This is a genomic window from Nocardioides marinisabuli, from assembly GCF_013466785.1.
GTDB lineage: Bacteria > Actinomycetota > Actinomycetes > Propionibacteriales > Nocardioidaceae > Nocardioides > Nocardioides marinisabuli.
The window spans coordinates 835,232-861,163 of the sequence record NZ_CP059163.1 but is presented as its reverse complement, the minus strand read 5'-3'; the positions used below and the strand labels follow the sequence as shown (position 1 = coordinate 861,163).

At 74.4% G+C, this 25,932-nt stretch carries 23 protein-coding genes and 1 pseudogene; 16 read left to right on the top strand and 8 right to left on the bottom strand.

From position 1 onward, the window contains the following. The first annotated feature begins 103 nt into the window (after positions 1–103). Entirely contained in the window at positions 104–679 is a 576-nt protein-coding gene (locus tag H0S66_RS04105) for a P-loop NTPase family protein (protein WP_179614265.1), read from the top strand. On the opposite strand, the gene H0S66_RS04100 is transcribed toward H0S66_RS04105, so the two are convergent. From H0S66_RS04100 to H0S66_RS04085, 4 genes are all read right to left on the bottom strand, one after another. Beyond that, a complete protein-coding gene (locus H0S66_RS04100) occupies positions 656–1,597 on the bottom strand; it encodes an oxygenase MpaB family protein (RefSeq protein ID WP_179614264.1) in 942 nt (313 codons plus the stop codon). The two genes, H0S66_RS04105 and H0S66_RS04100, sit on opposite strands and share 24 nt — an antisense overlap. A gap of 123 nt (positions 1,598–1,720) precedes the next feature. Next, positions 1,721–2,920: a phosphoglycerate dehydrogenase gene (serA, locus tag H0S66_RS04095; RefSeq protein WP_179614263.1), complete on the bottom strand. Its 1,200-nt coding sequence runs from the start codon at positions 2,918–2,920 to the stop codon at positions 1,721–1,723. Positions 2,921–2,999: 79 nt separating this feature from the next. Continuing rightward, positions 3,000–4,649 carry a DNA repair helicase XPB gene (locus tag H0S66_RS04090; RefSeq protein ID WP_179614262.1) on the bottom strand — a complete coding sequence of 550 codons (1,650 nt, stop codon included), beginning with the start codon at positions 4,647–4,649 and terminating at the stop codon, positions 3,000–3,002. 43 nt (positions 4,650–4,692) lie between these two features. After that, positions 4,693–6,963 (bottom strand): helicase-associated domain-containing protein, encoded by a 2,271-nt coding sequence (locus H0S66_RS04085; RefSeq protein ID WP_179614261.1) that lies wholly within the window; start codon positions 6,961–6,963, stop codon positions 4,693–4,695. A gap of 57 nt (positions 6,964–7,020) precedes the next feature. Between H0S66_RS04085 and H0S66_RS04080 the strand changes: the two genes are divergently transcribed. The 5 genes from H0S66_RS04080 to H0S66_RS04060 are packed head-to-tail and all read left to right on the top strand — an operon-like array spanning position 7,021 to position 11,206. Then, positions 7,021–7,839: a PP2C family protein-serine/threonine phosphatase gene (locus H0S66_RS04080; protein WP_179614260.1), complete on the top strand. Its 819-nt coding sequence runs from the start codon at positions 7,021–7,023 to the stop codon at positions 7,837–7,839. Then, positions 7,836–8,957: an FHA domain-containing protein gene (locus H0S66_RS04075; protein ID WP_179614259.1), complete on the top strand. Its 1,122-nt coding sequence runs from the start codon at positions 7,836–7,838 to the stop codon at positions 8,955–8,957. Before H0S66_RS04080 ends, H0S66_RS04075 begins: the two co-directional genes overlap by 4 nt. Positions 8,958–8,962: 5 nt before the next feature. Further along, positions 8,963–10,132: an RDD family protein gene (locus H0S66_RS04070; RefSeq protein WP_179614258.1), complete on the top strand. Its 1,170-nt coding sequence runs from the start codon at positions 8,963–8,965 to the stop codon at positions 10,130–10,132. A 40-nt stretch (positions 10,133–10,172) separates the two neighbouring features. After that, entirely contained in the window at positions 10,173–10,757 is a 585-nt protein-coding gene (locus H0S66_RS04065) for a histone deacetylase (RefSeq protein ID WP_179614257.1), read from the top strand. Between the two features lie 11 nt (positions 10,758–10,768). Beyond that, positions 10,769–11,206, top strand: coding sequence for an SRPBCC family protein (locus tag H0S66_RS04060; protein ID WP_179614256.1), 438 nt, complete (start codon positions 10,769–10,771; stop codon positions 11,204–11,206). Here the strand turns inward: H0S66_RS04060 and H0S66_RS04055 are convergent. Further along, a complete protein-coding gene (locus H0S66_RS04055; RefSeq protein WP_179614255.1) occupies positions 11,196–13,370 on the bottom strand; it encodes a S8 family serine peptidase in 2,175 nt (724 codons plus the stop codon). The two genes, H0S66_RS04060 and H0S66_RS04055, sit on opposite strands and share 11 nt — an antisense overlap. A gap of 196 nt (positions 13,371–13,566) precedes the next feature. On the opposite strand from H0S66_RS04055, the gene larE reads away from it, so the two are divergent. The 4 genes and pseudogenes from larE to H0S66_RS04040 all read left to right on the top strand — a co-directional run bounded on the left by larE (position 13,567) and on the right by H0S66_RS04040 (position 16,268). Continuing rightward, a complete protein-coding gene (gene larE, locus H0S66_RS04050) occupies positions 13,567–15,057 on the top strand; it encodes an ATP-dependent sacrificial sulfur transferase LarE (RefSeq protein ID WP_258017087.1) in 1,491 nt (496 codons plus the stop codon). Next, positions 14,949–15,266, top strand: a pseudogene (locus H0S66_RS20800) (M50 family metallopeptidase); the annotation flags it as partial. The gene larE and the pseudogene H0S66_RS20800, both read left to right, overlap by 109 nt. Before the next feature lie 73 nt (positions 15,267–15,339). Further along, a complete protein-coding gene (locus H0S66_RS20290; protein WP_258017086.1) occupies positions 15,340–15,780 on the top strand; it encodes a M50 family metallopeptidase in 441 nt (146 codons plus the stop codon). Positions 15,781–15,872: 92 nt separating this feature from the next. Then, on the top strand, positions 15,873–16,268 hold the full coding sequence (locus H0S66_RS04040; RefSeq protein ID WP_179614254.1) for a cold-shock protein: 396 nt from the start codon (positions 15,873–15,875) through the stop codon (positions 16,266–16,268). A gap of 122 nt (positions 16,269–16,390) precedes the next feature. Here the strand turns inward: H0S66_RS04040 and H0S66_RS04035 are convergent, their stop codons facing one another. Further along, positions 16,391–17,872 carry an MFS transporter gene (locus H0S66_RS04035; RefSeq protein ID WP_179614253.1) on the bottom strand — a complete coding sequence of 494 codons (1,482 nt, stop codon included), beginning with the start codon at positions 17,870–17,872 and terminating at the stop codon, positions 16,391–16,393. Between the two features lie 110 nt (positions 17,873–17,982). Here H0S66_RS04035 and H0S66_RS04030 point away from each other — a divergent pair, with 110 nt between their 5' ends. Beyond that, on the top strand, positions 17,983–18,762 hold the full coding sequence (locus H0S66_RS04030) for a DUF3027 domain-containing protein (RefSeq protein WP_179614252.1): 780 nt from the start codon (positions 17,983–17,985) through the stop codon (positions 18,760–18,762). 12 nt (positions 18,763–18,774) lie between these two features. On the opposite strand, the gene H0S66_RS04025 is transcribed toward H0S66_RS04030, so the two are convergent. After that, positions 18,775–19,416, bottom strand: coding sequence for a class I SAM-dependent methyltransferase (locus H0S66_RS04025; protein ID WP_218876220.1), 642 nt, complete (start codon positions 19,414–19,416; stop codon positions 18,775–18,777). Further along, a complete protein-coding gene (locus H0S66_RS20285) occupies positions 19,413–19,733 on the bottom strand; it encodes a DUF2530 domain-containing protein (RefSeq protein ID WP_258017085.1) in 321 nt (106 codons plus the stop codon). The genes H0S66_RS04025 and H0S66_RS20285 overlap by 4 nt, the downstream gene beginning before the upstream one ends. An 82-nt stretch (positions 19,734–19,815) precedes the next feature. Between H0S66_RS20285 and H0S66_RS04015 the strand changes: the two genes are divergently transcribed. The 5 genes from H0S66_RS04015 (at position 19,816) to fusA (ending at position 25,900) form a co-directional block, all read left to right on the top strand. Next, a complete protein-coding gene (locus tag H0S66_RS04015) occupies positions 19,816–21,270 on the top strand; it encodes an NCS2 family permease (RefSeq protein WP_219633612.1) in 1,455 nt (484 codons plus the stop codon). 90 nt (positions 21,271–21,360) lie between these two features. After that, positions 21,361–22,650 (top strand): MFS transporter, encoded by a 1,290-nt coding sequence (locus H0S66_RS04010; RefSeq protein WP_179614250.1) that lies wholly within the window; start codon positions 21,361–21,363, stop codon positions 22,648–22,650. Positions 22,651–22,870: 220 nt separating this feature from the next. Then, the gene (rpsL, locus tag H0S66_RS04005; RefSeq protein WP_179517431.1) at positions 22,871–23,245 is read left to right on the top strand and encodes a 30S ribosomal protein S12; all 375 of its coding nucleotides are present in this window, start codon (positions 22,871–22,873) and stop codon (positions 23,243–23,245) included. Position 23,246: 1 nt separating this feature from the next. After that, on the top strand, positions 23,247–23,717 hold the full coding sequence (rpsG, locus tag H0S66_RS04000) for a 30S ribosomal protein S7 (protein ID WP_179614249.1): 471 nt from the start codon (positions 23,247–23,249) through the stop codon (positions 23,715–23,717). Between the two features lie 122 nt (positions 23,718–23,839). Next, positions 23,840–25,900: an elongation factor G gene (fusA, locus tag H0S66_RS03995; RefSeq protein WP_218876219.1), complete on the top strand. Its 2,061-nt coding sequence runs from the start codon at positions 23,840–23,842 to the stop codon at positions 25,898–25,900. Positions 25,901–25,932 lie beyond the last annotated feature (32 nt).

Genomic DNA, 25,932 nt, shown 5'->3' with positions numbered 1-25,932 from the left:
CGGGTCGCGGGGGAGGGGTGGTGCGACCACTGTGGCACCGCCACCTCGGGCCAGGCTCAAGTTCTCGCAAGGACTCGCTCAAGAAACCCCGTATCCTCCCCGGGTGCTCGACGCCGACGCTCCCGCCCTGCCCCGTCGGGTGCTGGTCGCGGGGCTGAGCGGGGCGGGCAAGACCACCCTGGCGCGTCGCCTGGCCGGCGTCCTCGACGTGCCCCACACCGAGATCGACGCGCTGCACCACGGCCCCGGCTGGGTGCCGCGCCCGCAGTTCCTCGACGACGTCAGGGCCCTGGCCGGCTCCGAGGCCTGGGTCACCGAGTGGCAGTACCGCTCCGCCCGGCCGCTGCTGGCGGCCCGCGCCGACCTGCTCGTCTGGCTCGACCAGCCCTACCCCCTGGTGCTCGCGCGGCTGGTGCGGCGCACCGTGCGCCGGCGCGTGCGCCGCGAGGTGCTGTGGAACGGCAACGTCGAGGGGCCGCTGCACCACCTGTTCACCGACCCCGAGCACGTCGTGCGCTACCAGTGGGTGCACCGCCACAAGTACCGCCGCGACCTGGTGCCGTGGGCACGGCGAGAGCACCCCGACCTGCCGGTCGTGCGGCTCACCGGCGACCGCGACGTCGAGCGCTGGGTGGCCGACCTGGCCGGGCTGGCCTCAGGCGCCGGTCGCGGCCGCTGAGGAGGAGGGCCCCTGGGCGCTCATCGCCCAGCGGATCGTGCCGGTGGCCAGCGACCCGAGGGCCCGCACGACCGTGCGCTCCGAGACCGGCAGCCACGGCAGCCGCAGCGGGCCGCGCGTCCACCGCGGCATCAGCCCGACGGCCGCGGCCACCAGCACCAGGTAGGGCGCCCGCGCGAGCACCGGCAGCGGTGGCCTGAGCAGCAGGAAGCCCACGGCCTCGCGGGCCTCGGGGCTGCCGCGCAGCTCCGGGCGGTACGACGCCAGCACCTCGCGCAGCGCCGCCTCGGTCCGCGGCGGGTCGAGGACGCCGAGCCGGGCCGCGACCTCGCCGGCCTGGGCGACGTACTCGTCGCGGCGGGCCTGGTCGAGCGGGCGCGCCCCGTAGGTCTGGTGGGCCAGCAGGAAGGAGTCGACCTGGGCGGCGTGCACCCAGCCGAGCAGGTGCGGGTCGGAGGCGGCGTACGTCGTCCCGTCGGGCATGGTGCCGCGGATCCGCTCGTGGATGCGGCGCACCGCGTCGACCGCGGCCTGGGCGTCGTCGGCGTGGCCGAAGGTCGTCACGGCCAGGTAGGTGCTGGTGCTGGCCAGCCGGCCCCACATGTCGGTGCGGTAGTCGCTGTGCTCGGCGACGCCCCGCATCGCGGCGGGGTGCAGGGTCTGCAGCAGCAGGGCGCGGATGCCGCCGACGAACATAGAGGCGTCGCCGTGCACCTGCGCGATCGCGCTGTCGGGGGCGAACCAGCGGGGCCCCGGGCGGCCGTGGATGCGGTCGCGCTGGCGCGGCCCGTCGGGGCCCGCGACCCGCGCGAACAGCGCCGAGCCGAGCCGCTCACGCACCCCGTCGAGCGAGCTGCGGGCGGCCGGCAGCGAGGCGCGCACCCCGCGCCGGGGTGCGGTCGTCGCGCTGGCGGTCATGGGACGAGCCTACGGACCGCGCCCTCACCCGACCCGGCGCAGATCTCGCGCCGACCCGGCGCAGATCTCGCGCCGACCCGGCGCGGATCTCGCGCCGACCCGGCGCGAACCGGCCCCGGGACGTCAGACGTCCCAGGTGCGCACCCAGCGGCAGTGCTCGTTGGCGGCCAGGGCCGCGACGACCTCGGCGGGGATCGCCTCGGTGGAGTCGGTGACGACGTAGCCGAGCTCGCCGGTGGTGGCGAGGTACTGACCCACGACGTTGGCGCCGGCCTCGGCGATCAGCTGGTTGACCGCGGCGAGCACGCCGGGGACGTTGTCGTGCAGGTAGCCCAGGCGGTGCCCGGTCTGCAGCGCCGGCGCGCTGACCGTCGGCAGGTCGACGGAGAGCTCGGTGCGGCCCTCGAGGGCGAAGCCGGCGAGCTTGTTGGCCACGAAGTAGCCGATCTCCTCCTGCGCCTCCTGGGTCGACCCGCCCACGTGGGGCGTCAGGATGACGTTGTCGAGACCGCGCAGCGGCGACTCGAACGGGTCGCCCTGGGCCTTCGGCTCGATCGGGAAGACGTCCATGGCGGCGCCGGCGATGTGGCCCGACAGGATGTGCTCGCGCAGCGACTCGGTGTCGACCACCATGCCGCGCGCGGCGTTGATGAACAGCGAGCGCGGCTTCATCTTCGCGAACTGCTCGGCCCCGAAGAGACCCGCGTTGCCGGGGCGCCCGTCGACGTGCAGCGAGACGACGTCGGCCTTCTCGAGCAGCTCGTCGAGGGTCTTCATCCGCTGCGCGTTGCCGTGGGCGAGGCGGTCGGCGGTGTCGAAGAAGATGACCCGCAGCCCCATCGCCTCGGCCAGGTTCGACAGCTGGGTGCCGATGTTGCCGTAGCCGACGATGCCGAGCGTGCGGCCGCGGATCTCGTGGCTGCCCTGGGCCGACTTGTCCCAGATGCCGGCGTGCATCTTCTCGGTCTTCTCGGCCAGGCGGCGCGCGAGCACGATGATCTCGCCGATGACGAGCTCGACGACGCTGCGGGTGTTGGAGAACGGCGCGTTGAAGACCGCGACCCCCCGCTCGGCGGCGCCGACCAGGTCGACCTGGTTGGTGCCGATGCAGAAGCAGCCGACCGCCAGCAGGTCGGGCGCGGCGTCGAGCACGCGCGCGGTCACGTTGGTGTTGGAGCGGATGCCGAGCAGGCTCACGCCCGGCAGGGCCTCGACCAGCTCGTCCTCGCTCATCGAGTGCGTGAGCAGCTCGACCTCGAAACCTCGGCCCTCGAGGATCTCGACGGCCAGGGGGTGGATGTTCTCCAGCAGCAGCGCCTTCACGCCGTCCAGCCTAGAGACAACCGCGGCGTACGCCGACTCGTGGCCGCGGGCGTGGACAGGCGACGCCGCGGGGCGCGCCTCACATGGCCAGGTCGGCGATGTCCTCGGCGTCGACGATGCGGTAGGCGTAGCCCTGCTCGGCCAGGAACCGCTGGCGGTTCTGGGCGAACTCGGCGTCGACGGTGTCGCGCGAGACCACCGTGTAGAAGCGCGCCACCTTGCCGTCGTGGCCCGGGCGCAGCAGCCGGCCCAGCCGCTGGGCCTCCTCCTGGCGCGACCCGAAGGACCCCGAGACCTGGATCGCCACCTCGGCGTCGGGCAGGTCGATGGAGAAGTTCGCGACCTTGGAGACCACCAGCAGCCGCTCCTCGCCGGAGCGGAAGGCGTCGAAGAGCCGCTGGCGCTCCTTGACCGACGTCTCGCCCTTGATGACGGGGGCGTCGAGGGCGGCGGCGAGCTCGTCGAGCTGCTCGAGGTACTGCCCGATCACCAGGGTCGGCTGGTCGCCGTGGCGCTCGACCAGCTCGCGCACCACCTGGGTCTTGCGGTGGGTGCAGGAGGCGATCCGGTAGCGCTCCTCGGGCTCGGAGGTCGCGTAGACCAGGCGCTCGCTGTCGGGCAGCGTGACGCGCACCTCGACGCAGTCGGCGGGAGCGATCCAGCCCTGCGACTCGATGTCCTTCCAGGGCGCGTCGTAGCGCTTGGGCCCGATCAGGGAGAAGACGTCGCCCTCACGGCCGTCCTCGCGCACCAGCGTCGCGGTCAGCCCGATCCGGCGCCGCGCCTGCAGGTCGGCGGTCATCCGGAAGATCGGCGCGGGCAGCAGGTGCACCTCGTCGTAGACGATGAGGCCCCAGTCGCGGGCGTCGAGCAGCTCGAGGTGCGGGTAGACGCCCTTCCGCTTCATCGTCAGCACCTGGTACGTCGCGATGGTCACCGGGCGCACCTCCTTGACCGCGCCGCTGTACTCACCGATCTCGTCCTCGGTCAGCGAGGTGCGGCGCACCAGCTCGTCCTTCCACTGGCGCGCGGAGACGGTGTTGGTGACCAGGATCAGCGTGGTGGCCTTCGCGTGCGCCATGGCCGAGGCGCCGACCAGGGTCTTGCCGGCGCCGCAGGGCAGCACCACGACCCCCGAGCCGCCGTGCCAGAACGACTCGGCGGCGTCGCGCTGGTAGTCGCGCAGCGTCCAGCCGCTCTCGTCGAGCTCGATGGGGTGCGCCTCGCCGTCGACGTACCCGGCGTAGTCCTCGGCCGGCCAGCCGATCTTGAGCAGCGCCTGCTTGAGGTTGCCGCGCTCGGAGGCGTGCACGACCACGGTGTCGGCGTCGATGCGCTCCCCGATCATCCCCTGCACCTTCTTGGCGCGCAGGACCTCCTCGAGCACCGGGCGGTCGGTGGTGGCCAGGGTCAGCCCGTGGGTGGGGTGCTTCTCGAGCCGCAGCCGCCCGTAGCGCGCCATCGTCTCGGCGACGTCGACCAGCAGCGAGTGCGGCACCGCGTAGCGGCTGAACTCCAGCAGCGTGTCGACGACCTGCTCGGCGTCGTGGCCCGCCGCGCGCGCGTTCCACAGACCCAGCGGCGTGAGCCGGTAGGTGTGCATGTGCTCGGGGGAGCGCTCGAGCTCGGCGAACGGCGCGATCGCCTTGCGGCAGTCCTGCGCGCGCTCGTGGTCGATCTCGAGCAGGAGCGTCTTGTCCGACTGGACGATGAGGGGGCCGTCTGTCACCGGGCAAGCCTACGGGGCGGGCCAGGGGCCGCCCCGGCCGCTGTCAGGGCGAGACGGGGGCCACGGAGGTGATCCGGTGCACCGCGAAGCTGCGCAGGTCGTCGGCCCGGTGGTCGTGGGCGGTCAGGGTGCCGCCCTCGACGCTGCGGGGGTCGACGACGCGCTCGGAGCGGGTGCCGTGGTTGTCGACGTAGCCGATCAGCACGCTGGCGCCGGTCTCGACCGCCTCGCGCAGCGCGGCCAGCGAGCCCGACGGGCTCAGCGCCTGCCCGGCACCGGCGGGCCTGCTGGAGGCGGCCCGGTCGCCGGCGCGCACCGCGGTGACCACGGCCGCGACGGTGGCGCTGCCCCGCGCCGCCCTGAGCCCCTCGGGGCGCCGGTCGCGCGGGGTGCGGGCGCGCAGCTGGTCGGGTCGGGCCACCCGCACCGTGCCGTCGGGGCCCTCCACGACCGGGGCGGCACCGAGCTCGCGCAGCCGCGGCAGCAGCACGTCGAGGGGCGTGGCGGAGACGAGGACGGTGGGGGCGATGCGGCGCAGGCCCAGCGAGGCGGCCTTGGGGTGGTGCAGCACCTCGCTGAGCGCGGCCTCGTCGTCGGCGCGCAGGAACGCCTCGGCGTGCCCGACCCGGATCGAGCCGAAGGTGCGGGCGGTGTCGTCGACGAGGTAGCTCAGCGGCTGCGGCACCGGGGTGCGCGAGACCGAGGAGATGAAGTCGTGCACCTCGACCGCCGACCACCCGGTGTCGAGGGCGCGGCGCACCGAGGAGGAGGTGAAGCGGTAGACCGTCGCCCCGCCGCGCGACTCGACGTCGGCGAGCAGCTGGAGCCGCTTGGCCAGCGTCGACTCCAGCGGGCCGGGGGCCACCGCGGTCAGGTCGGCCTGCAGCAGCACGTGGTCGACGGGCGGCGGCATCAGCGCGTCGAGGGCGGCGACCGCGGCGGCGCCGTCGCCGTCGCCCACCAGCCCCGCGACGTACGACGCCACCCCGCCCAGCCCGGCGACGCCGAGCGCCTCGGCCTCGCTGAGGGCCCAGGCGACCTGGTCGGCGCGGGTGCGGGGCCGTCGCGGGCGCAGCCAGGCGACGCGGGCCACCAGCGCCGGCAGGCCGGTGCCGGAGGCCAGCACCTCGCCGGCCGGCACCGCCGCCAGCTCGCGCAGGGTGAGGTGGCGGGTCTCGACCTGGTGCACGCCCGCCAGCTCGGGGGCCAGCGCGTTCCAGGTCTTGCCCGCGGGGTCGCGGGTGCCGACCAGCCCGGGGAGGCGGGCGCTGTCCCACCAGGCGCGCGCCAGCACCCACCAGCGCTCGGCGGGCGAGCGGGTGCTCCACCGGTCGAGCTCGTCGGTGGGCAGCCACGCGGCCTCGCCCTCGGCGCCCTGGCCGGTGGCCAGCAGCCCGGCGGCCGAGGCGGTCTCGACGAGCAGGGCGGTGGTGGGCTCGTCGACGTGCAGCAGCGCCGAGGCGGCCCGCAGGTCGCGCACCCCCAGCCCGCCGCTGCGCAGCGCCGCCGGCGGCTGGGTGCCCCAGTGGTCCAGCAGCAGCTCGACCCGGCGTACGGCCTCGAAGGCGGCGCCGGCCGCGACCTTGTCGACCATCGCGGCGGAGCGCTCGGTGGTCGGCAGCGCGGGCACGTCGTCGACGGGCTCGGTGGTGGTGCGCCCACCGCGCAGGACCAGGCCCACCTCGCCGGGCAGCACCACCGACCCGCCGCCGCGCGGCACCAGCAGCCGGCGGGCCAGCAGCTCCTCGGCGGGGGTGGCGGCCTCGGCGGCGGTGACGGTGTGGCGCGAGGTGCCGGTGGTGGCCTCGCCGCCGTGGTCGAGCACGTGCTCGAGCAGCGTGCGGGCCGGGGCCGACAGCTCGGCGAGGCGGGCGGCCACGACCGCGGGGTCGACCGGCTCGGGGGAGCGGGTGCGCAGCCCGCTCACGCCGGCTCCCGGACCTCCGGCCAGGCCCTCGGCGACACCGCTGAGGACCCGGGGCCCGGTGGGGGAGTCCCAGACCAGCGCGAGGTCGGTGAGGTGCTCGAGCGCGGCGGTCGTCGCGGCCGGGTCGGCGTGCACGAGGGAGACGAGTTCGGCGCGGGTGGTTTGACCCGCCACCACGAGGGCATCAAGCACGCAGAGCTCGAGCCGGGTCAGCTGGTCGAGCGCGCGGAGCAACGAGGACCGGGTGGCGGCACGCGACGCCAGCTGGCCGGAGTCGTGAGGGGCTGGAGTGGCGAGATCGGGACGGGCCAGCAGCAGGCGGGACAGCCGCGCGTCCGGCCAGCTGCGCAGCTGGTCGGCGAGCGTGCGGAACCCCTCGGCGGACATCGCTGACACGCTAGCGCCACCGAGCCACGAGCCGGCACACGACGCGGTGGTCGGCTGATGCAGGTCGAGCTGCACCACGGCGCCTCGACCGACGTGGGGCTCGTGCGGGAGGTCAACGAGGACGCCTTCCTGGCTGCGCCCCCGGTCTTCGTGGTGGCCGACGGGATGGGCGGCCACGACGGCGGCGACGTCGCCAGCGCGATCGTGGTCGAGGAGTTCGCCCACCTCGCCGACGAGGGCTACGACCCCCAGCGCGGTGCCGAGGCGGTCGCGCGGACGCTGGAGACCTGCCGGCGTCGCATCGACGCCTACGGGGCCGAGCAGCGGGCCGGGGGTCAGGGCGGCTTCTCGGCCGGCACCACCGCGGTGGTGGCGCTGCTCGTCGAGGACGACGGGCAGCCCAAGTGGCTGCTGGCCAACCTCGGCGACTCGCGCATCTACCGCTTCAACGACGGCCGGCTCGACCAGGTCAGCGTCGACCACTCGGTCGTCCAGGAGCTCGTCGACGCGGGCGCGATCACCGTCGAGGCAGCCGCCCACCACCCCGAGCGGCACGTCATCACCCGGGCGCTGGGCACCTCCGAGACCTCCGAGGCCGACTACTTCCTGCTCCCGCTGCCGGCGGTCGAGCGGCTCGTGCTGTGCTCCGACGGGGTCAGCGGGATGATCGACGACGACGAGATGGCCGGCATCCTCGACGGGGCCGCCGACCCCCGCGACGCCGCCGACACGATGATCGCCGCCGCCCTGGCCGCCGGGGGTCGCGACAACGCGACCGTGGTGGTCGTCGATGTGGTTGGGTTGGCCCGAGACCACCCCTACGACTCCGAGCGCCAGCGCATGAGCATGGAGCAGAAGCTGGGAGCCCTGCCGTGACGTCCCCCGACACCGCTGCCGTCGACACCGCTGCCGTCCCGACCCGTGCCTACCTGCCGGGCGAGTGGTACGTCGTCCTGGGCGCCGAGGTGGTCGTGGCGCTGCCGAGCGAGGAGCGCGAGCGCGCCGCCGCGGCGTGGTCGCTGGTCGAGGCCGGCGCGAGCGCCGACGAGGTGCTCGACGCGCTGCTCGGGGCGGGCCTCAGCACCCTGGGCGGCCTCGCGCTGGTCAGCGAGCACGACGGCGCCACCCGGGTCCTGCTGCGCGGCCGGGCCGGCTGGTCCGGCGACGGCGCCGACGGGCCGGTGGAGGCCACCGGCGGGCTCGCCTCCACCTGGCACGAGCAGCGGGTGCGTGGCGTGCGGTCCTGGACCCTCGACCTGCCCGGTGCCGTCGTCGAGCGGGGAGCCCACGCCGGCGAGCCCGACCACGACCCGGAGCAGCAGGGGTGGCCGGTCGCCGCGGGCCTGGTGCGCGCCGCCTGCGTGCGGCACGGCGCGGTCCTGGCCCGGCCCGAGGCCCCCGCCGCCGCCGTCGCGCCGGCGGCCCAGCCCGATCCCGATCCTGAGCCCGATCCTGAGCCCCCGTCCGAGCCGGAGCCCGAGCCGGAGCCCGTGGACGAGACACCGGTGACCCCGTCGGCGTGGAGCCCCGGGCAGTCCGACCACGACGGGATGACCAAGAGCGGCGACTGGGGCCGCGAGGAGTTCCAGCGCCACCAGCCGGGCATCCCCGGCCAGCCGCAGGCGCCCAGCATCACCGCGTCCCCGGTGGCCCGGCTCGTCGTCTCGCACGGCGAGGAGGTCGAGGTCGACCGGGTCGTCCTGGTGGGCCGCGCCCCCGAGGCCCGCCGCTTCACCTCCACCGAGCAGCCGCGCCTGGTGACCGTGCCGAGCCCGCAGCAGGAGATCTCCTCCACGCACCTCGAGGTGCGGCCGGGGTCGGGCGCCGACCACGGCAGCGCCGTCGTCACCGACCTCGGCTCCACCAACGGCACCGTGCTGGTCCAGCCGGGGCTGCCCCCCGAGTCGCTGCAGCCCGGCATCGCGGTGCAGCTCATCCCCGGCGCCATCATCGACCTCGGTGACGGGGTCAGCATCCAGGTCGTCCGGCCCTGAGCGCCGTGTCCACCCCCGTCGCACCGCCCGGCCCCCCGCCCGGCCCCCCGCCGCCCCCGCCGCCCGCGCCGCCGGCGCGCACCGACCTGCCGACCGCCGACCTCGAGCGCCGCTACTACGCCCACGTGGTCGACCGGGCCCTGGCCTGGACGACGTACGCCGCCGTCGCGGGTCTCGGCTGGTGGCTGCTCGACGGCCCCGTGGTCGTGGCGCTGCTGGTGCTCGGCTGGGCGCTGGTCGTGCAGGTGGCGCTCGCGGTGCTGCTGGGCCTGCGCGGGCTCAGCCCCGGCAAGGCGCTGCTCGGGCTGCGCGCGGTCTCGGCCGCCACCGGTCGCCCGGTCGGGGTGGGGGCCGCCCTGCTGCGCGGCCTCGTCGTCGGCCTGGCGGGGCTGCCCACGCTGCTGCTCGGCGCCGCCACCCTGGCGTGGACCAGCGCCTCCGACCGCGACCGGCAGCGCCGCGGCTGGCACGACCACCTCGCCGGCACCGTCGTGGTCGACCTGCGCCCGGTGCCCGAGGCCGAGGAGCCCGACGACGCCCGGCCCCGGGCCATCGTCAACCTCACCGCGATGCGGCTCGTGCCCGCGACGGTGCGACCGGCGGTCACCGCCACCCGTCCACCGACCACCCCGCCGACCACACCGGCCCCGGCCCGCACACCCCGGGCGCCGACCACCCCGCCGACCACACCGGCCCCGGCCCGCACACCCCGGGCGCCGACCACCCCGCCGCGGGGTTCGCGCCCCAGCAGCCCACCCAGCAGCCCACCCAGCAGCCCCCCGGCAGACCCGCCTGCCGGGGCGCGGCGCCGCGCGGTCCCCACCGACTCACCCACCCCGCCCGCCGGCTGGCAGGTCGAGCTCGACTCCGGCGAGCGCGTCGTCGTCGACGGCCTGGTGCTGCTGGGGCGCGGCCCGGTGGCCGGCTCCGGGGAGCAGGTGCGCCACCTGGTGCCGCTGCGCTCGCAGGACATGTCGGTCTCCAAGACCCACGCCCAGCTGCAGGTCGCCGCCGACGGCGCCCTGGTGGTGATGGACCGCGGCTCCACCAACGGCTCGGTCGTGCTGCGCGCGGGCGTCTCGCGCGAGCTGACCCCCGGCAAGCCGCTGACCCTGCTCGAGGGCGACACCGTGCGGCTGGGGGACCGCAGCCTGCGGGTGCTGCAGCGGGGCTGAGCCGCGCCCGCCCCCGTCCCTGGTTACGGTGGGTCGCGTCATGACCCACGTCTGGTACGTCGCCTACGGCTCCAACCTCAGCCTCGACCGCCTCGCCTGCTACGTCGCCGGCGGGCGCCCGCCCGGCGGCACGCGCAGCCACCCGGGGGCCCGCGACCGGACCCTGCCCGAGCGCAGCGTGCCGGTCGAGCTCCCGGGCACCACCTACTTCGCGGGACGCTCGGCCCAGTGGGGCGGCGGGGTCGCCTACTACGACCACGCGACCCCCGGGCGCACCGCGGCGCGCGGCTACCTGGTCACCGCGGGCCAGTTCGCCGACATCGCCGCCCAGGAGATGCACCGCGAGCCGCGCGCCGACGACCCGCTCGAGCAGCTCGTGCTCGCCCCGCTGGCCGCGGGACGCCACGAGGCCGGGCCCGGGGCCTACGAGACGGTGGTCGACGTGGGCCGCCACGAGGGGGCGCCGATGCTGACCTTCACCGCTCCGCACGGTGCCGCGACCGCCGAGCGCACCCGTCCCTCGCCGACGTACCTGGCCACCATGGCCCGGGGCCTGGGGGAGTCGCACGGCTGGGACGAGCACCTCGCCCACGAGTACCTGGCGGGATTGCAAAAACTCGCTTAGGTTGCCCGGTCATGGACTTCGTGCACACCGAGACCGCCTCGACCTCCGCCTCGCCGGGCGACGTCTGGGCACTGTGGTCCGACACCTCCACCTGGGCCGCGTGGGACCCCGCGGTCGAGCGCGTGGTGCTCGACGGGCCCTTCCGTCTCGGCACGACCGGCACGATGCGCCTGGCCGGGGGCGCCGAGGCGCCCTTCACGCTGGTCGCGGTGAGCCCCGACGTGCGCTACTGCGACGAGCTCGAGCTCGGCGGGCTGCACCTGCGCATCGACCACCGGGTCGAGCCGCAGGGCGAGGGTGCCGTGGTCACCGTCGAGACCCGCGTCAGCGGCCCCGGCGCCGACGAGGTGGGCCCGATGGTGGTGGCCCAGGCGCCCGAGGCGCTGCGGCTCCTGGCGGCCCAGGCCGAGGCCCGAGCGGCCGCGCGGGGCGAGCGCGTCAGCGGGTGAGCTGCACCGGCACCCGGGTGCGGGTGCCGTTCCCGCCGCGCCACAGCACGTAGCCGTCGTCGCTGGTGCGGGTGCCGCCGGCGACGCGCACCGTGTACGTCGCGGACTCGCCGGGGGCCAGGCGCAGCGCCGCCGGGGTGACGCTCACGTCGTGGGCCTCGAAGCCGGCGGTCGAGGACGAGAAGTAGCGGGCCTTGGTGCCGGCGTTGGTGACCGTGCGGGTGGTGGTCGACCGGCCGCCGCTGAGCAGCACCGAGGGCAGGTTCAGCGGCTCGCCGGCGGGCAGCGCCCCCTCGAGCCAGGCGCGGTAGTCGCCGAGGTCGAGGTCGTGCACCAGGCCCGGTCGCAGGGCCCGCTGGCCCCGCACCCGTCCGGAGCCGGAGGCCAGCGCCGAGGCGCCGGGCACCGCGTCGGCGGTGCTGACCAGCGCCGAGCGCACCCAGGTGGCGCTCCACCCGCGCCGGGCCAGGAGCCGCGCCGCCGTGCCGCTGGTCCAGGCCGTGGCCGGCGAGGTGCCGGTCTGGGTGTCCCACCGGCGCCCCACGGCACCGGTGGGGGCGGCGCCCACGAGGCCCGCGCCGGGTGCGACGAGGTCGGGCTTGAGCACCGGCCCGGCGGGGTCGCCGGTGGCCGAGAAGCCCAGCACCCGCAGGTCGAGGGAGCGGGCCCCGCGCGGCACCAGCCGCACCTTCGCGTCGGGGTGCGCACGCGCCCAGCGGCGTACGACGCCCGCGTCGGTGGCGCCCACGTGCACGGTGGGCACGCTGTGGAAGTCGGCGTCGACGGAGTCGGGGCCGCTGTTGAGCAGGACCATGCCGACGCCGTCGGCGCGCTCGACGGCCGCGGACTTGTCGGTGCGGCCCACGCCGCCGCGCTCGCACAGCACGACCCGGTCGGCGACGCGGGCGGCGTCGAGGCTGCCCGGGGTGCACAGCGAGGCCTGCTGGCGGGTGGCGCCGGGTGCGGCCGCGTCGGCGCCGCGGAGCCACCGGGACGGCCCGACCGCCTCGTCGGCGATCATCGCGCCGTCGACGCGCGGGCCGTCGGAGCCCAGCCGCAGCCGGCCCTCGCGCACGGTGCCGCTGCTCGCCCCGACCGTGCTCACCCACGGCGAGGGGTGCGCGGCGGTGCCGCTGGTGCTGCGGTCGCCGGCGGCGGCCACCACGACCGTGCCGGCCTCGGCGGCGCCGAGCAGCGCCGTCTCGACGGTGTCGAGGCGGGGCGGCCCGCCCACCGACAGGTTGAGCACGTCGACACCGTCGGCGGTGGCCCGGTCGACCGCGGAGACCAGGTCGGCGGTCGCGCACCCGTCGTCGGCGGGGTCCGGGGCGCTCCAGCAGGCCTTGTAGACCGCGATCCGCGCCTGCGGCGCGACCCCCGCGTAGCGGCCGAGGTCCTGGTCGCCGACCCGGACCGCCACCTCGGCGTTGCCGGCCGCGATCGAGGCCATGGCGGTGCCGTGGCCGTCGTCGTCGCGCGGGGAGAGCGAGGAGGAGGAGCGCACGGCGTCGGCGCCGAAGCCCTCGACGAACCAGTCGCCCGCCACGACCTTGCCGTTGCAGGTGGCCGGGCCCCAGTCGTCGGCGTCGGCGCAGACGCCGCCGAAGCCCTCGGGGGCGGGGCCCAGCCCGGGCACCGAGGAGAAGACGGGACCGTCGGGGTCGAGGCCGGTGTCGACGAAGCCGATCACCACCCCCTGGCCCCCGCGGGTGCGTGCCGAGGGGGACAGCCCCGGGGCGTCCTGGCCCTCGACGCCGTCGGCGGCCGCCAGCGGCCGCACGCTGTTGGGCTCGACCATCGACACCCCGGGCGTGGCCTCGAGGCGTGCGGCCTGCTCGCGGGTCAGCTCGACCGCGACGCCGTTGAGCGCGGTCGTCCAGCGGTAGACGGGGTCGGGGGCGTCGACGGCGTCGAGCACCCGCTGCTGGCGGGTCTGCATCCGCAGCTGCTGCAGCCCCCGGTCGACCTCGGAGGCGGTGCCCGACGTGCCGGGACCCTCCAGGGTCACCAGGTAGAGCTCCGCGCGGGCGTCGTCGGCCCCGCGCACGGCGTGGCCGGTGCCGGCCACCCCCAGGGTCGCGGCGGCGCCGGCCGCGAGCGCGCAGGCGGCCGCGAGCACCCGGCGTACGCCGGGGTGCGGGCTGCGGTCGCGGGGCGGGGTCACGGGGTGCTCCTGGCTGGCTGGTCCGGGCGGCTGGTCTGGGCGGCTGGGGTCGTGCGGGGTCGCCCCCGCGGCCGGTCACTGGCCGGCGTCCGGGGGGTGAGCAGCCCATTGTGACCGACGGGGCGGTCCGACGACAGGCGAACGCCGTGGTTGGGGACGACGGGGCCCCTCCGACGGGTCGTCTACCCTCGGGGCCGTGTCCGTCCCGAACTCGTCCGCGGCCCCGTCGCTGGTGGTGGGCTTCGACCTGGACATGACGCTCATCGACTCGCGCCCGGGCATCGCCGAGGTCCTGGAGGTGCTGGCCGCCGAGCTCGGGGTCGTGCTGCCGGTGGCCGAGATGACCGCGCGCCTGGGCCCGCCCCTCGACCTGATGCTCGAGCCGCACCTGCCGGCGGAGGCCATCGGCCCGGCGGTCGACCGCTTCCGCGCGCTCTACCCCGAGCGCGCCGTGCGCAGCGTCCCCTCGCTCCCGGGGGCCGCGGCGGCGCTGGCCGCGGTGCGCGCCCACGCCGGGCGGGTCGTGGTCGTCACCGGCAAGCACACGCCCAACGCCCGCCTGCACGTCGAGCACCTCGCCCTCGACGTCGACGTCGTCGAGGGCCGGGTGTGGGGCGTCGGGAAGGCCGACGTGCTGCGCCGCGAGGGTGCCTCGATCTACGTCGGCGACCACGTCCACGACGTCGAGGGGGCGCTCGCGGCCGGCGCCACCAGCGTCTCGGTGCTCAGCGGCGGGGCCACCCGCGAGGAGCTGCTCGCCGCCGGCACCCACGTGGTGCTCGACGACCTCGACCAGTTCGCGCCCTGGCTCGAGGAGCACCTGCTCGAGCAGCGCACCGCCGCGCTCGAGGCCGACCTGCGCGAGCGGGGCTCGCTGCTCGTCGCCTACAGCGGCGGCGCCGACTCGGCGCTGCTGCTCGCCGCCGCGGCCCGCGCGCTGGGCCCCGAGCGGGTCGTGGCCGCCACCGGCTACTCCCACGCGCTGCCGCAGATCGAGCGCGACCCGGCGCGCACCTTCGCCGAGGCGCTGGGGGTGCGGGTGCTCACCCCGCCGACCCACGAGATGGAGCGCGAGGGCTACCGGGCCAACGCGGGCGACCGGTGCTTCTTCTGCAAGGCCGAGCTGCTCGACACGCTCGTGCCCCTGGCCGCCGAGCACGGCCTGGCCCACGTCGCGACCGGCACCAACGCCGACGACGTGGTCGCCGGCTTCCGCCCCGGCATCCGTGCGGCCGCCGAGCGCGGGGCGCTCACCCCGCTCGCCGACGCCGGGCTGACCAAGGCCCAGGTGCGCGAGCTCTCGCGGCGCTGGGCCCTGCCGACCTGGGACAAGCCGGCCGCCGCCTGCCTGTCCTCGCGGGTCGCCTACGGCATCGAGGTCACCCCGCACCGGCTGGCCCGCGTCGAGCGCGCCGAGGGCGCGGTGCGCGAGCTGCTGGCCGGCGCCGGCGTCGCGGTTCGCGACCTGCGGGTGCGCGACCTCGGTGGCGGCCCCGGCGAGGAGCACGCCCGGGTCGAGGTCGACGCCGGGCTGCTGCGTGGACCGCTGGGCGAGGGCCGAGCGCTGGTCGACGAGCTGTGCGCCGCCGTGCGGCGTACGGGCTTCGCGACGGCCGAGCTGTCGCGCCGGGGCTTCCGGTCGGGCTCGATGAACGAGCTCCTCGACGAGCCCGAGCGCTGGCGGTGAGCCCGCGCGACGTGGTGTCGCGGCTGTGGGACGAGGTGACCTCGCGCCAGCCGCTGCCCGACGCCTCGCTGGTGCTGCTGACCGGGGTGCTGGCCCTGGTCCTGGTCTGGCTGCCGAGCACCTGGCCGCGGGTGCGGCTGGGCGTCACGGTCGTCCACGAGGCCGGCCACGCCGTCGTCGCCGTGCTCGTCGGGCGTCGTCTGCAGGGCGTGCGGCTGCACTCCGACACCTCCGGCGTGACGCTCTCGCGCGGGCGCCCCCGCGGCCCCCGGGATGGTCGCGATGCTCGCCGCCGGCTACCTGGCGCCCGCCGGGGTCGGTCTGGGCGCGGCGCTGCTGCTGGCCGACGGGCGCGGGCTGGCGCTGCTGTGGCTGCTGGTCGCCCTCCTGGTCTCGCTGCTGGTCTGGGTCCGCAACGGGTACGGCGTCCTGGTGCTGCTGGCGTTCGGCGCCGGCGTGGTGGCGGTGACCTGGTGGGCGCCACCGCTGGCCCAGTCGGTGCTGGCCCACCTGGTCGCGTGGCTGCTGCTGCTCGCGGCGCCACGCCCGCTGCTGGAGCTGTGGGGCCGCGGCGCCCGTGGGCGTCGCGGCTCCGACCCCGACCAGCTGGCGCGCCTGACCCGGCTGCCGTCGGTGGTCTGGGTGCTGCTGATGCTGCTGGCCAACATCGCCGGGCTCGTCGTCGGCGTCGCGACCCTCGCGCCCGACCTGCTGCAGCGCTGAACCGGTTGGTGCGGCGCGCGTGCGCCTGCCTATCCTTTCGGCCTCCGGCGCTCCGCCGGCCCGCAGAACCGTTGACGACCGGAGGACGTGCTGTGCCCAGAGGCAAGGTGAAGTGGTACGACGCCGACAAGGGCTTCGGCTTCCTGTCCCAGGAGGACGGGCCCGACGTGCACGTGCGCGCCGAGGCCCTCCCCGAGGGCTCGACGACCCTCAAGGCCGGCACCCGGGTCGAGTTCGGCATCGCCCAGGGCCGCCGCGGCGACCAGGCGCTGCAGGTGCGCGTGCTCGACCAGCCCGCCTCGGTCAGCCGCAACCAGCAGGCCGCGCGCCGCAAGCGCCCCGACGACATGGCGCCGATCGTGGAGGACCTGATCCGCCTGCTCGACGGCGTCAGCGAGACCTACCGCCACGGCCGCCACCCCGACGCGCGTACGGCCGCCCCCACCGCGAAGCTGCTGCGCGCCCTCGCCGACGAGCTCGAGCGCTGAGCCGGCTCGGGGCGGCTCGAAGGTTCATCGGGCACCCGATGGAACTCGCGCCACCGGGCTGAACCTTCGTGGTGGTGGCGACAGGTTCATCGGGTACCCGATGAAACTCCCGCAGCGACCGCTCACCCGGTGACGGGCACCTCGCCGGGGTAGCGCCTGCTGCGCCCGGCCAGGACGAAGAAGGTCCAGGCCGAGAGCACCGCGAAGGCGACGCCCAGGCCGAGGCGGGCGGGGTCGAGGGGCAGGGCGATGCCGACGAAGCCGCCGACGACCCAGGCCAGCTGGAGGGTGGTGTCGCTGCGGGCGAAGGCGCTGGCCTGCACCTTGGTCGGTACGTCGCTCTGGATGGTGGCGTCGAGGCAGAACTTGGCCAGCGACTGGGCCAGTCCGGCGCACAGGCCCAGCACCACCAGCGGCAGCACGCCGTAGAACAGGGTGGCCAGCAGGGCGGCCGCGGCGTCGAGGACGAGCACGACCACGACGGTGGTGCCGGGGTGCAGGTTGCGCAGCAGGGAGGCGATCGCCACCCCGCCGGCGTTGCCGAGGCCGGCGGCGGCCACCACGATCCCCACCAGCACCTCGGCGCGCAGCCCGGTCTCGGGCGGGTTCTCGCGCAGCAGGAACGCCATGAACATCAGCAGGAAGCCGCTGAGCCAGCGTGGCCCGCAGTTGGCCCGCAGGGCGAACGCCACCGAGGTCGGGATGCGGGTGCGGGGCCGGGCGCCGGCGCGGGGCGGGGCGAGCCGCTCACCGGGTGCCGGGGCGCTGACGCGCACCGTGTCGCCGGGCGCCATCAGCACCAGCACCTCCTCGCCGACCGAGGAGTCGACCCGCTCGGGCAGCCGGATCGCGAAGACGGTGGCCACCACGAAGATCACGAACGCGTAGCGCAGCGACCACTCCGGGCCCGCAAGTGAGGCGAGCCCCGCGATCGGGGCGGAGATGGTGGCGCCGAGGATGCCCGAGAGCGAGACGCGGCCGTTGGCCTTGACCAGGGAGATGCCCGCGGGCAGCAGGCGGGGCACCGCGGCGGCCCGGGTGACGCCGTAGGCCTTGGAGGAGACCAGGACGCCGAGGGCGGCCGCGAAGAGCCACGCCGACTCCCCGGTCACCGCGCCGGCCAGCCCCCAGCACAGGAAGGCGCGCATGGCCATCGTCGAGCCGATCGCCCAGCGGCGGCCGTGGCTGAAGCGGTCCAGGAACGGGCCGATCAGCGGCGCCACGATGGCGAAGGGCAGCATCGTCAGCCCCAGGAACAGCGCGACCTGGCCCCGGGCCTCGCCCGAGGGCACGGTGAAGAAGAGGCTGCCGGCCAGCGAGATGGCCACCGCGGCGTCGCCGGCGGTGTTGAAGAAGTGCAGGTAGAACAGCCGGTTGAGGCCCGACTGCTCGGCCCCCTCGGCGTTCGCGGCGCGCTGGGCCTGGCGACCGACGTAGCGTCCGGCCCTGGTGGTGGCGCGGGTTGCCCCGCGGGCCGCGCCGGCGGCACCTCGCGCGGTGGCCCGGGCCCCCGTGCCCAGCCCCCGCCCGACCGCACGGGCACGCTCGCCGGAGGGCCCCGACGGGCCCCCCGTGGCGTCGGGACCGGGGCGCTGCGAGGGCATGGCCCCATCCTGCCTGGTGGTCCCGACGCCGGCGGCGCCAGCACGCCGGGCGAGCCCGGGGAGGGGGCGCCCTCGCCGGGGCGGGGGTCGGGCAGGCATGATGTCGGGCCGTGAGCACCATCGCCCGGGTCAAGCCCGATGCCGTCGCCGTCGCCGCCGCCGAGGTGGCGCGCGAGGCCCTCGTCTCCGACGTGGGTGCTGCCGTCGTCGGTGAGCACCTCGGTCACCTCGTCGAGGCCGAGCGCGTCGTCACCCACCAGTTCGCCTGCACCCAGCCGGGGTACGTCGGGTGGCGCTGGTCGGTGACCGTGGCGCGCGCGCCGCGCCAGAAGCACGTGACCGTCGACGAGGTCGTGCTGATCCCCGGCGACGAGGCGATCGTCGCGCCGCCGTGGGTGCCCTACCGCGAGCGGATGCAGCCCGGCGACATGGGCCCCGGCGACCTGCTGCCGGTCGACGACGACGACCCGCGCCTGGTGCCGACCTACTCCTTCGGCGACGACCCGCTCGACCCCGACGAGAAGGCGCAGGTGCGCCAGGTGGCGCAGGACCTCGGTCTGGGCCGGGTGCGCACCCTCTCGCCCGAGGGGCGGGACATGGCGGCCCAGCGCTGGTACGACAGCGACCAGGGCCCGGGGTCGGCGATCGCCAAGCAGGCCCCGCAGAGCTGCTGGTCGTGCGGGTTCCTGATGCGCCTGGCCGGGCCGCTGTCGGAGACGTTCGGCGTCTGCGCCAACGGCGACGCCAACGACGACGGGCGGGTCGTGTCGCTCGACCACGGCTGCGGGGCGCACTCGGAGGTGCGCCTGGCCAAGAAGCACGAGCCGCAGCCGCTGCCCGAGCACGTCTTCGACACCCTCGCGCTCGACCCGCTCGACGCCGGTCGCTGAGCCGGCCGCGACTCAGTCGGCGGCGCTGAGCACCCACACGGCGTACTCGTCGGAGGGCGGGTGCAGCTCGTAGGAGCCGAAGCGGTGCTGCACGCGCAGCCCCGCGGCGTCGACGTCGGCGACGAACTCCTCGGGCGGGTAGCTGCGGGCGTGCTCGGGGCCACCGACCAGGTGGAACCCGACCAGGACGCGCCCGCCCGGCGCCAGCCGGGACCGCATCGTCGCCAGCGCCCGGCGCTCGGTGCCCTCGGCGAGGAAGACCACGACGTTGCCGACGCACACCACCAGGTCGACCTGGTGCGGCCGGTCGCCGAGCACGCCGGCCACCCGGGCGTCGTCGAGCTCGAGCAGGTCGGCGTGCACCACGTCGACCTCCGGGTACGTCGCCCGGCACTGCTCGACCAGCGCGCCGTCGGGCTCGACGGCGGTCACCCGGTGGCCCCGCGCCTGCAGCGCGGCGCTGACCCGGCCCATCCCGGCCCCGACGTCGAGCACCCGGCCACCGCGGGGCAGGAGGGCGTCGGCCAGGCGGGCCTCGCCGTCGACGTCCTGGCCGGTCGCGACCAGCTCGGCGAAGCGCCGGCCGAAGCCCTCGGTGGCCTCGGGGCCGGCCTGGGCCCAGCGACTCGCCGGCACCGGTGCGGGGTCGCTCACGGGGCCGCGGGCCCGTCGTCGGTGGTCCCGTGCGCCTGCTCGTCGAGCTCGCGGCGGGTCGCGCGCCGGCGCCGGCAGTACTCCAGGCCCAGCAGCCCGAGCCCGAAGCCGGTCAGGCAGGTCCACAGCCACCAGGTGCGCCCCTGGGTCTGCAGCTCGCCGTAGAAGGGCAGCAGCGCCACGAAGGCGACCAGCCACACGCCGGTGCCGACCTCGACGGTGCGCACCCCGTCGACGTCGAGGGGCTCGACGTCGGCCACGAGGAACGTGCGGTTGCCGATCTCGTGCTTGCCGGGCTGGTCGTCGCGCAGGTCCACGAGCCGACTGTAGTGGTCGGGGGTGTCCACCACCGGACCCGCGTTGACAGCGGGTGGTCGGCTCCTGGGATGCTCTGCGTCCGTGAGCACCCAGACGGCGCCGGCCAGGTCCGGTATCGACGGCTTCTTCAAGATCTCCGAGCGCGGCTCCACCGTGGGGCGGGAGGTGCGCGGCGGCATCGTGACGTTCCTGACGATGGCCTACATCGTCGTGCTGAACCCGCTGATCCTCGGCTACGTGCCGGACTCGGAGGGCAACTACCTCGGTGGCGGCACCGAGCCCAACCTGGCGGCGATCGCCGCGGGCACCGCGCTGGTGGCGGGGGTGCTGACGATCCTGATGGGCTCGTTGGCCAACTTCCCGCTGGCCCTGGCCGCCGGGCTCGGCCTCAACGCCTTCGTGGCCTTCTCGATCGCCACCCAGTCGACCTGGGCCGACGCGATGGGCCTGGTCGTGCTCGAGGGCATCGCGATCCTGGTGCTGGTGCTGACCGGCTTCCGCACCGCTGTCTTCCACGCCGTGCCCACCCAGCTCAAGGTCGCGATCTCGGTCGGCATCGGCCTGTTCATCGCGCTCATCGGCTTCGTCGACGCCGGCTTCGTCAGCCGCATCCCCGACGCTGCGGGGACCTCGGTGCCCGTCCAGCTGGGCACCACCGGCACCCTGTCGGGCTGGCCGGTGCTGGTCTTCGCCGGCGGCCTGGTGCTGCTGGTCGCGCTGTGGGTGCGCCAGGTGCGCGGCGCGATCCTGATCGCGATCCTCACCACCACCGTCGTGGCGCTGGTCGTGGAGGCCGTCCTCGACCTCGGTGCGCGCAACGAGAACCCGGGCGGCTGGTCGCTGACGGTGCCCCGCTTCGACGGGTTCGTCGACCTGCCCGACTTCGGCACCCTGGGCCAGTTCTCCCTCTTCGGCGCCTTCGCCTCGATCGGCGTCGTCGCCGCGCTGCTCCTGGTCTTCTCGCTGATGCTGGCCGACTTCTTCGACACCATGGGCACGATGACCGCCATCGGTGCCGAGGCCGGCCTGAACGACGAGGAGGGCACCCCGCCGAGCATGCAGCGGATCCTGATCGTCGACTCGATGGCCGCCATCGCCGGTGGCGCCGGCGGTGTCTCGTCCAACACCTCCTACATCGAGTCCGCCTCGGGCGTCGGCGAGGGCGCGCGCACCGGGCTCGCCTCGGTCGTGACCGGTGCGCTGTTCCTGCTCACGATGTTCTTCACCCCGCTGGTCGAGGCGATCCCCTCGGAGGCGGCCGTGCCGGCGCTGGTGCTGGTGGGCTTCCTGATGATGCAGCAGGTCGGCCAGATCAGCTGGTCCGACGTGGAGATCGCGCTCCCGGCGTTCCTGACCATCGTGCTGATGCCCTTCACCTACTCCATCTCGGTCGGCATCGGCGCCGGCTTCCTGGCCTTCGTGCTGATCAAGCTGGTGCTCGGCAAGGCCCGCCAGGTGCACCCGCTGCTGTGGCTGGTCTCGGCGCTCTTCGTCGTCTACTTCGCCATCGACCCGATCACCGACCTGCTCACCTGAGGCGGCACCCCGCCGGGAATGCCCGGCGGGGTCTCGACGTTCGTGCCCACGAGTGCCCCGTGACCGACGACCCCGTGTGAGCGAGCCTGGTTGAGCCCCACCTTCCGTTCCCTGTCCCACCCGAACTACCGGCGCTACGCCGCCGGCTCGCTGGTGTCCAACACGGGCACCTGGATGCAGCGGGTGGCCCAGGACTGGCTGGTGCTGCTGCTGACCGGCTCGGGTGCGGCCATCGGCATCACGACGGGGCTGCAGTTCCTGCCGTTCCTGCTGCTCTCGCCGTGGGCGGGGCTGGTCGCCGACCGCATCCCGAAGCGTCGGCTGCTGCAGATGACCAACATCGGGATGGCCGTGCCCGCCGTGGTGCTGGGCCTGCTCGCGGTCACCGGCACCGCCGAGATCTGGCACGTCTACGTGCTGGCTCTCGTGCTGGGGGTGGCCTCGGCCTTCGACGCACCGGCCCGCCAGTCGTTCGTCTCCGAGATCGTCGGACCCGACGACCTGACCAACGCGGTCGGCCTCAACTCCGCCAGCTTCAACACCGCCCGCCTGGTCGGCCCCGCGCTGGCCGGGCTGCTGATCGCCGGCTTCGGCGGGGGAGTGGTCGGCACCGGCTGGGTGATCCTGCTCAACGGGCTCAGCTACGCCGCCCCGGTGCTGACCCTGCGCGCCCTCGACGCCTCGCTGCTGCGCACCCCCGAGCCGTCGTCGCGCCGGCCGGGCCAGGTGCGCGAGGGCGTGGCCTACGTGCGCGGGCGCCCCGACCTGCTCCTGCTGCTGGGCATCGTCTTCTCCGCGGGCACCTTCGGGCTGAACTTCCAGATGACCAGCGCCCTGATGGCCACCGAGGTCTTCGACAAGGGGCCCACCGAGTACGGCCTCCTCGGCACCTTCCTGGCCGTCGGCTCGCTGACCGGCTCCCTGGTCGCCGCCCGGCGCGTGCAGGTGCGCCACCGGCTCGTGGTCGGTGCGGCGCTGGCGTTCGGCTCGCTCGAGGTCGTCGCCGGCCTCGCGCCGTCGTACGTCGTCTTCGCGCTGCTGTGCCCGCTGCTCGGGCTCTCGGCGCTGACCATGATCACCAGCGCCAACGCCCACCTCCAGCTCTCGACCGCTCCCGAGATGCGCGGGCGGGTGATGGCGCTCTACATGATGATCTTCATCGGGGGCACGCCGCTGGGCGCGCCCTTCATCGGCTGGGTCGGGGAGGCCTTCGGGGCGCGCTGGACGCTGGTGGTCGGAGGGCTGCTGACGGTGCTCGGCACGCTGCTCAGCAGCCTGCTGTTCCTCGGGGGGCGGCGCGTTTTGACCGGTCTCCGGGCGCCCGGTAGCCTCGTTCCTCGTGTCTGGGACAACCAGGCCGTTGCGCGTGCTCGGAAGTAGACCGGCGGATCAGGATCGTCGCTGCACCGGGCCGACAAGCCGCAGGCCACTGCACCAGGGTGGCTGCCGACAAGGGCGACACGCCCGACCTCGGGGGCGAGCGACGCCGGAACGCAAGCACCACCCGGACACGGCGGAGAAGCTCCGTCGAGACTCCGCTTGAACATCGTGCGCTGCAGAGTGCGGCGCACTGAGAGAGAAACAGAAGGGGAACCACTCGGTGCCCACGATCAACCAGCTGGTCCGCAAGGGCCGCCAGGACAAGGTGTCCAAGAACAAGACGCCTGCCCTCAAGGGTTCGCCCCAGCGACGCGGTGTCTGCACCCGCGTCTACACGACCACCCCGAAGAAGCCGAACTCCGCCCTGCGCAAGGTCGCCCGTGTGCGCCTGTCCAGCGGCGTCGAGGTCACGGCCTACATCCCGGGTGTCGGTCACAACCTCCAGGAGCACTCGATCGTGCTCGTGCGCGGCGGCCGTGTGAAGGACCTCCCCGGTGTCCGCTACAAGATCATCCGCGGCTCGCTCGACACGCAGGGCGTGAAGAACCGCAAGCAGGCTCGCAGCCGGTACGGCGCGAAGAAGGAGAAGAGCTGACATGCCGCGCAAGGGTCCCGCACCGAAGCGGCCGCTCGACGTCGACCCGGTCTACGGGTCGCAGCTGGTCACCCAGCTCGTCTCCAAGGTCCTCCAGGACGGCAAGAAGCAGGTCGCCCAGCGCATCGTCTACAGCGCGCTCGAGGGTTGCCGCGAGAAGACCGGCACCGACCCCGTGGTGACGCTCAAGCGCGCCATGGACAACGTGAAGCCGGCCATCGAGGTCAAGTCGCGCCGCGTCGGTGGCGCCACCTACCAGGTCCCGATCGAGGTCAAGGGCACGCGTGGCACCACGCTCGCGCTGCGCTGGCTCGTCGGGTACGCCGCGGACCGTCGGGAGAAGACGATGTCCGAGCGCCTGATGAACGAGATCCTCGACGCCTCCAACGGCCTCGGTGCCGCTGTGAAGAAGCGCGAGGACACCCACAAGATGGCCGAGTCCAACAAGGCCTTCGCCCACTACCGCTGGTGATCTGCGCAGGGCGGCCGCGACCCGGCCGCCCTGCCCCCACCGCCCCTCCGACTTAAGGAACGCGACCCCACGTGGCTGTCAACATCACCACTGACCTCCGAGTCGTCCGCAACATCGGCATCATGGCGCACATCGATGCCGGCAAGACGACCACCACCGAGCGCATCCTGTTCTACACCGGCATCACCTACAAGATCGGTGAGGTCCACGACGGCGGCGCCACGATGGACTGGATGGAGCAGGAGCAGGAGCGTGGCATCACGATCACGTCCGCTGCGACCACCTGCTGGTGGAAGGACCACCAGATCAACATCATCGACACCCCCGGCCACGTGGACTTCACGGCCGAGGTCGAGCGCTCCCTGCGGGTGCTCGACGGTGCCGTGGCCGTCTTCGACGGCGTGGCCGGTGTCGAGCCCCAGACCATGACGGTGTGGCGCCAGGCCAACAAGTACTCCGTGCCCCGGATGTGCTTCGTCAACAAGCTCGACCGCACCGGCGCGGACTTCTTCCGCTGCGTCGACATGATGGTCGAGCGCCTCAATTCCACCCCGCTCGTGCTCCAGCTGCCCATCGGCGCGGAGTCCGACTTCCTCGGTGTCGTCGACCTGGTCGGCATGCGTGCCCTGACCTGGCGCGGCGAGACCACCATGGGTGAGGACTACGAGATCGAGGAGATCCCCGCGGAGCTGGCCGAGCAGGCCGCCGAGTACCGCGAGAAGTTCCTCGAGACCCTCTCCGAGGCCGACGACGAGATCATGCTCAAGTACCTCGAGGGCGAGGACTTCACCGTCGAGGAGCTCGAGGCCGCGATCCGTCGTGCCACCCTCGCCGACAAGGTCAACCCCGTCCTGTGCGGCACCGCGTTCAAGAACAAGGGCGTCCAGCCCCTGCTCGACGCCGTGGTCAAGTACCTGCCCTCCCCGATCGACGTCGAGGGCATCACCGGCCACGCCGTCAACGACGAGGAGAAGCCGGTCGTCCGCAAGCCCAGCGACGACGAGCCGTTCTCCGGCCTGGCCTACAAGATCGCCGCCGACCCGCACCTGGGCAAGCTGACCTACGTGCGCGTCTACTCCGGCAAGCTCGAGGCCGGCGCGACCGTGACCAACTCGGTCAACGGCCGCAAGGAGCGGATCGGCAAGGTCTACCAGATGCACGCGAACAAGCGTGAGGAGATCGCGTCGGTCGGCGCCGGCCAGATCGTGGCCGTCATGGGCCTGAAGGACACCAAGACCGGGCACACCCTCTGCGACCCGCAGAACCAGGTGGTCCTGGAGTCGATGACCTTCCCGGCTCCGGTGATCGAGGTCGCGATCGAGCCCAAGACCAAGTCCGACCAGGAGAAGCTCTCCACCGCGATCCAGCGCCTGTCCGACGAGGACCCGACCTTCACGGTCAAGTCCGACGAGGAGACCGGCCAGACCATCATCGCCGGCATGGGCGAGCTGCACCTGGAGATCCTGGTCGACCGGATGAAGCGCGAGTTCCGCGTCGAGGCCACCGTCGGCAAGCCGCAGGTCGCCTACCGCGAGACCATCCGCAAGGAGGTCAAGAACCACAGCTACACCCACAAGAAGCAGACCGGTGGTTCGGGCCAGTTCGCGAAGGTCGTCATCTCGGTCGGTCCCAGCATCGACCCCGAGACCGGCGCCGGCGCGGGCTACCAGTTCGAGAACAACGTGACCGGCGGTCGCGTGCCGAAGGAGTACATCCCCTCGGTCGACCAGGGTGCCCAGGAGGGCATGGAGTTCGGCGTGCTCGCCGGCTTCCCGATGGTCGACGTGAAGATGTCGCTCGAGGACGGCGCCTACCACGACGTCGACTCCTCCGAGCTGGCCTTCAAGATCGCCGGCAACCAGGCCTTCAAGGAGGCCGTCCGGATGGCGAAGCCGGTTCTTCTCGAGCCGATGTTCGCCGTCGAGGTGACCACCCCCGAGAGCTTCCTCGGCACGGTCATCGGCGACATCAACAGCCGTCGCGGCCAGATCCAGGCCCAGGAGGAGCGTCACGGTGACATGGTCATCGACGCGCTCGTCCCGCTGTCCGAGATGTTCGGGTACGTCGGCGACCTGAGGTCCAAGACCTCCGGTCAGGCGTCGTACTCGATGGAGTTCGACTCGTACGCCGAGGTTCCTTCGAACATCGCCGACGAGATCATCAAGAAGGTTCGCGGCGAGTAATCTCTCCGAGTTCCTCGGCACCATCCCAGCAA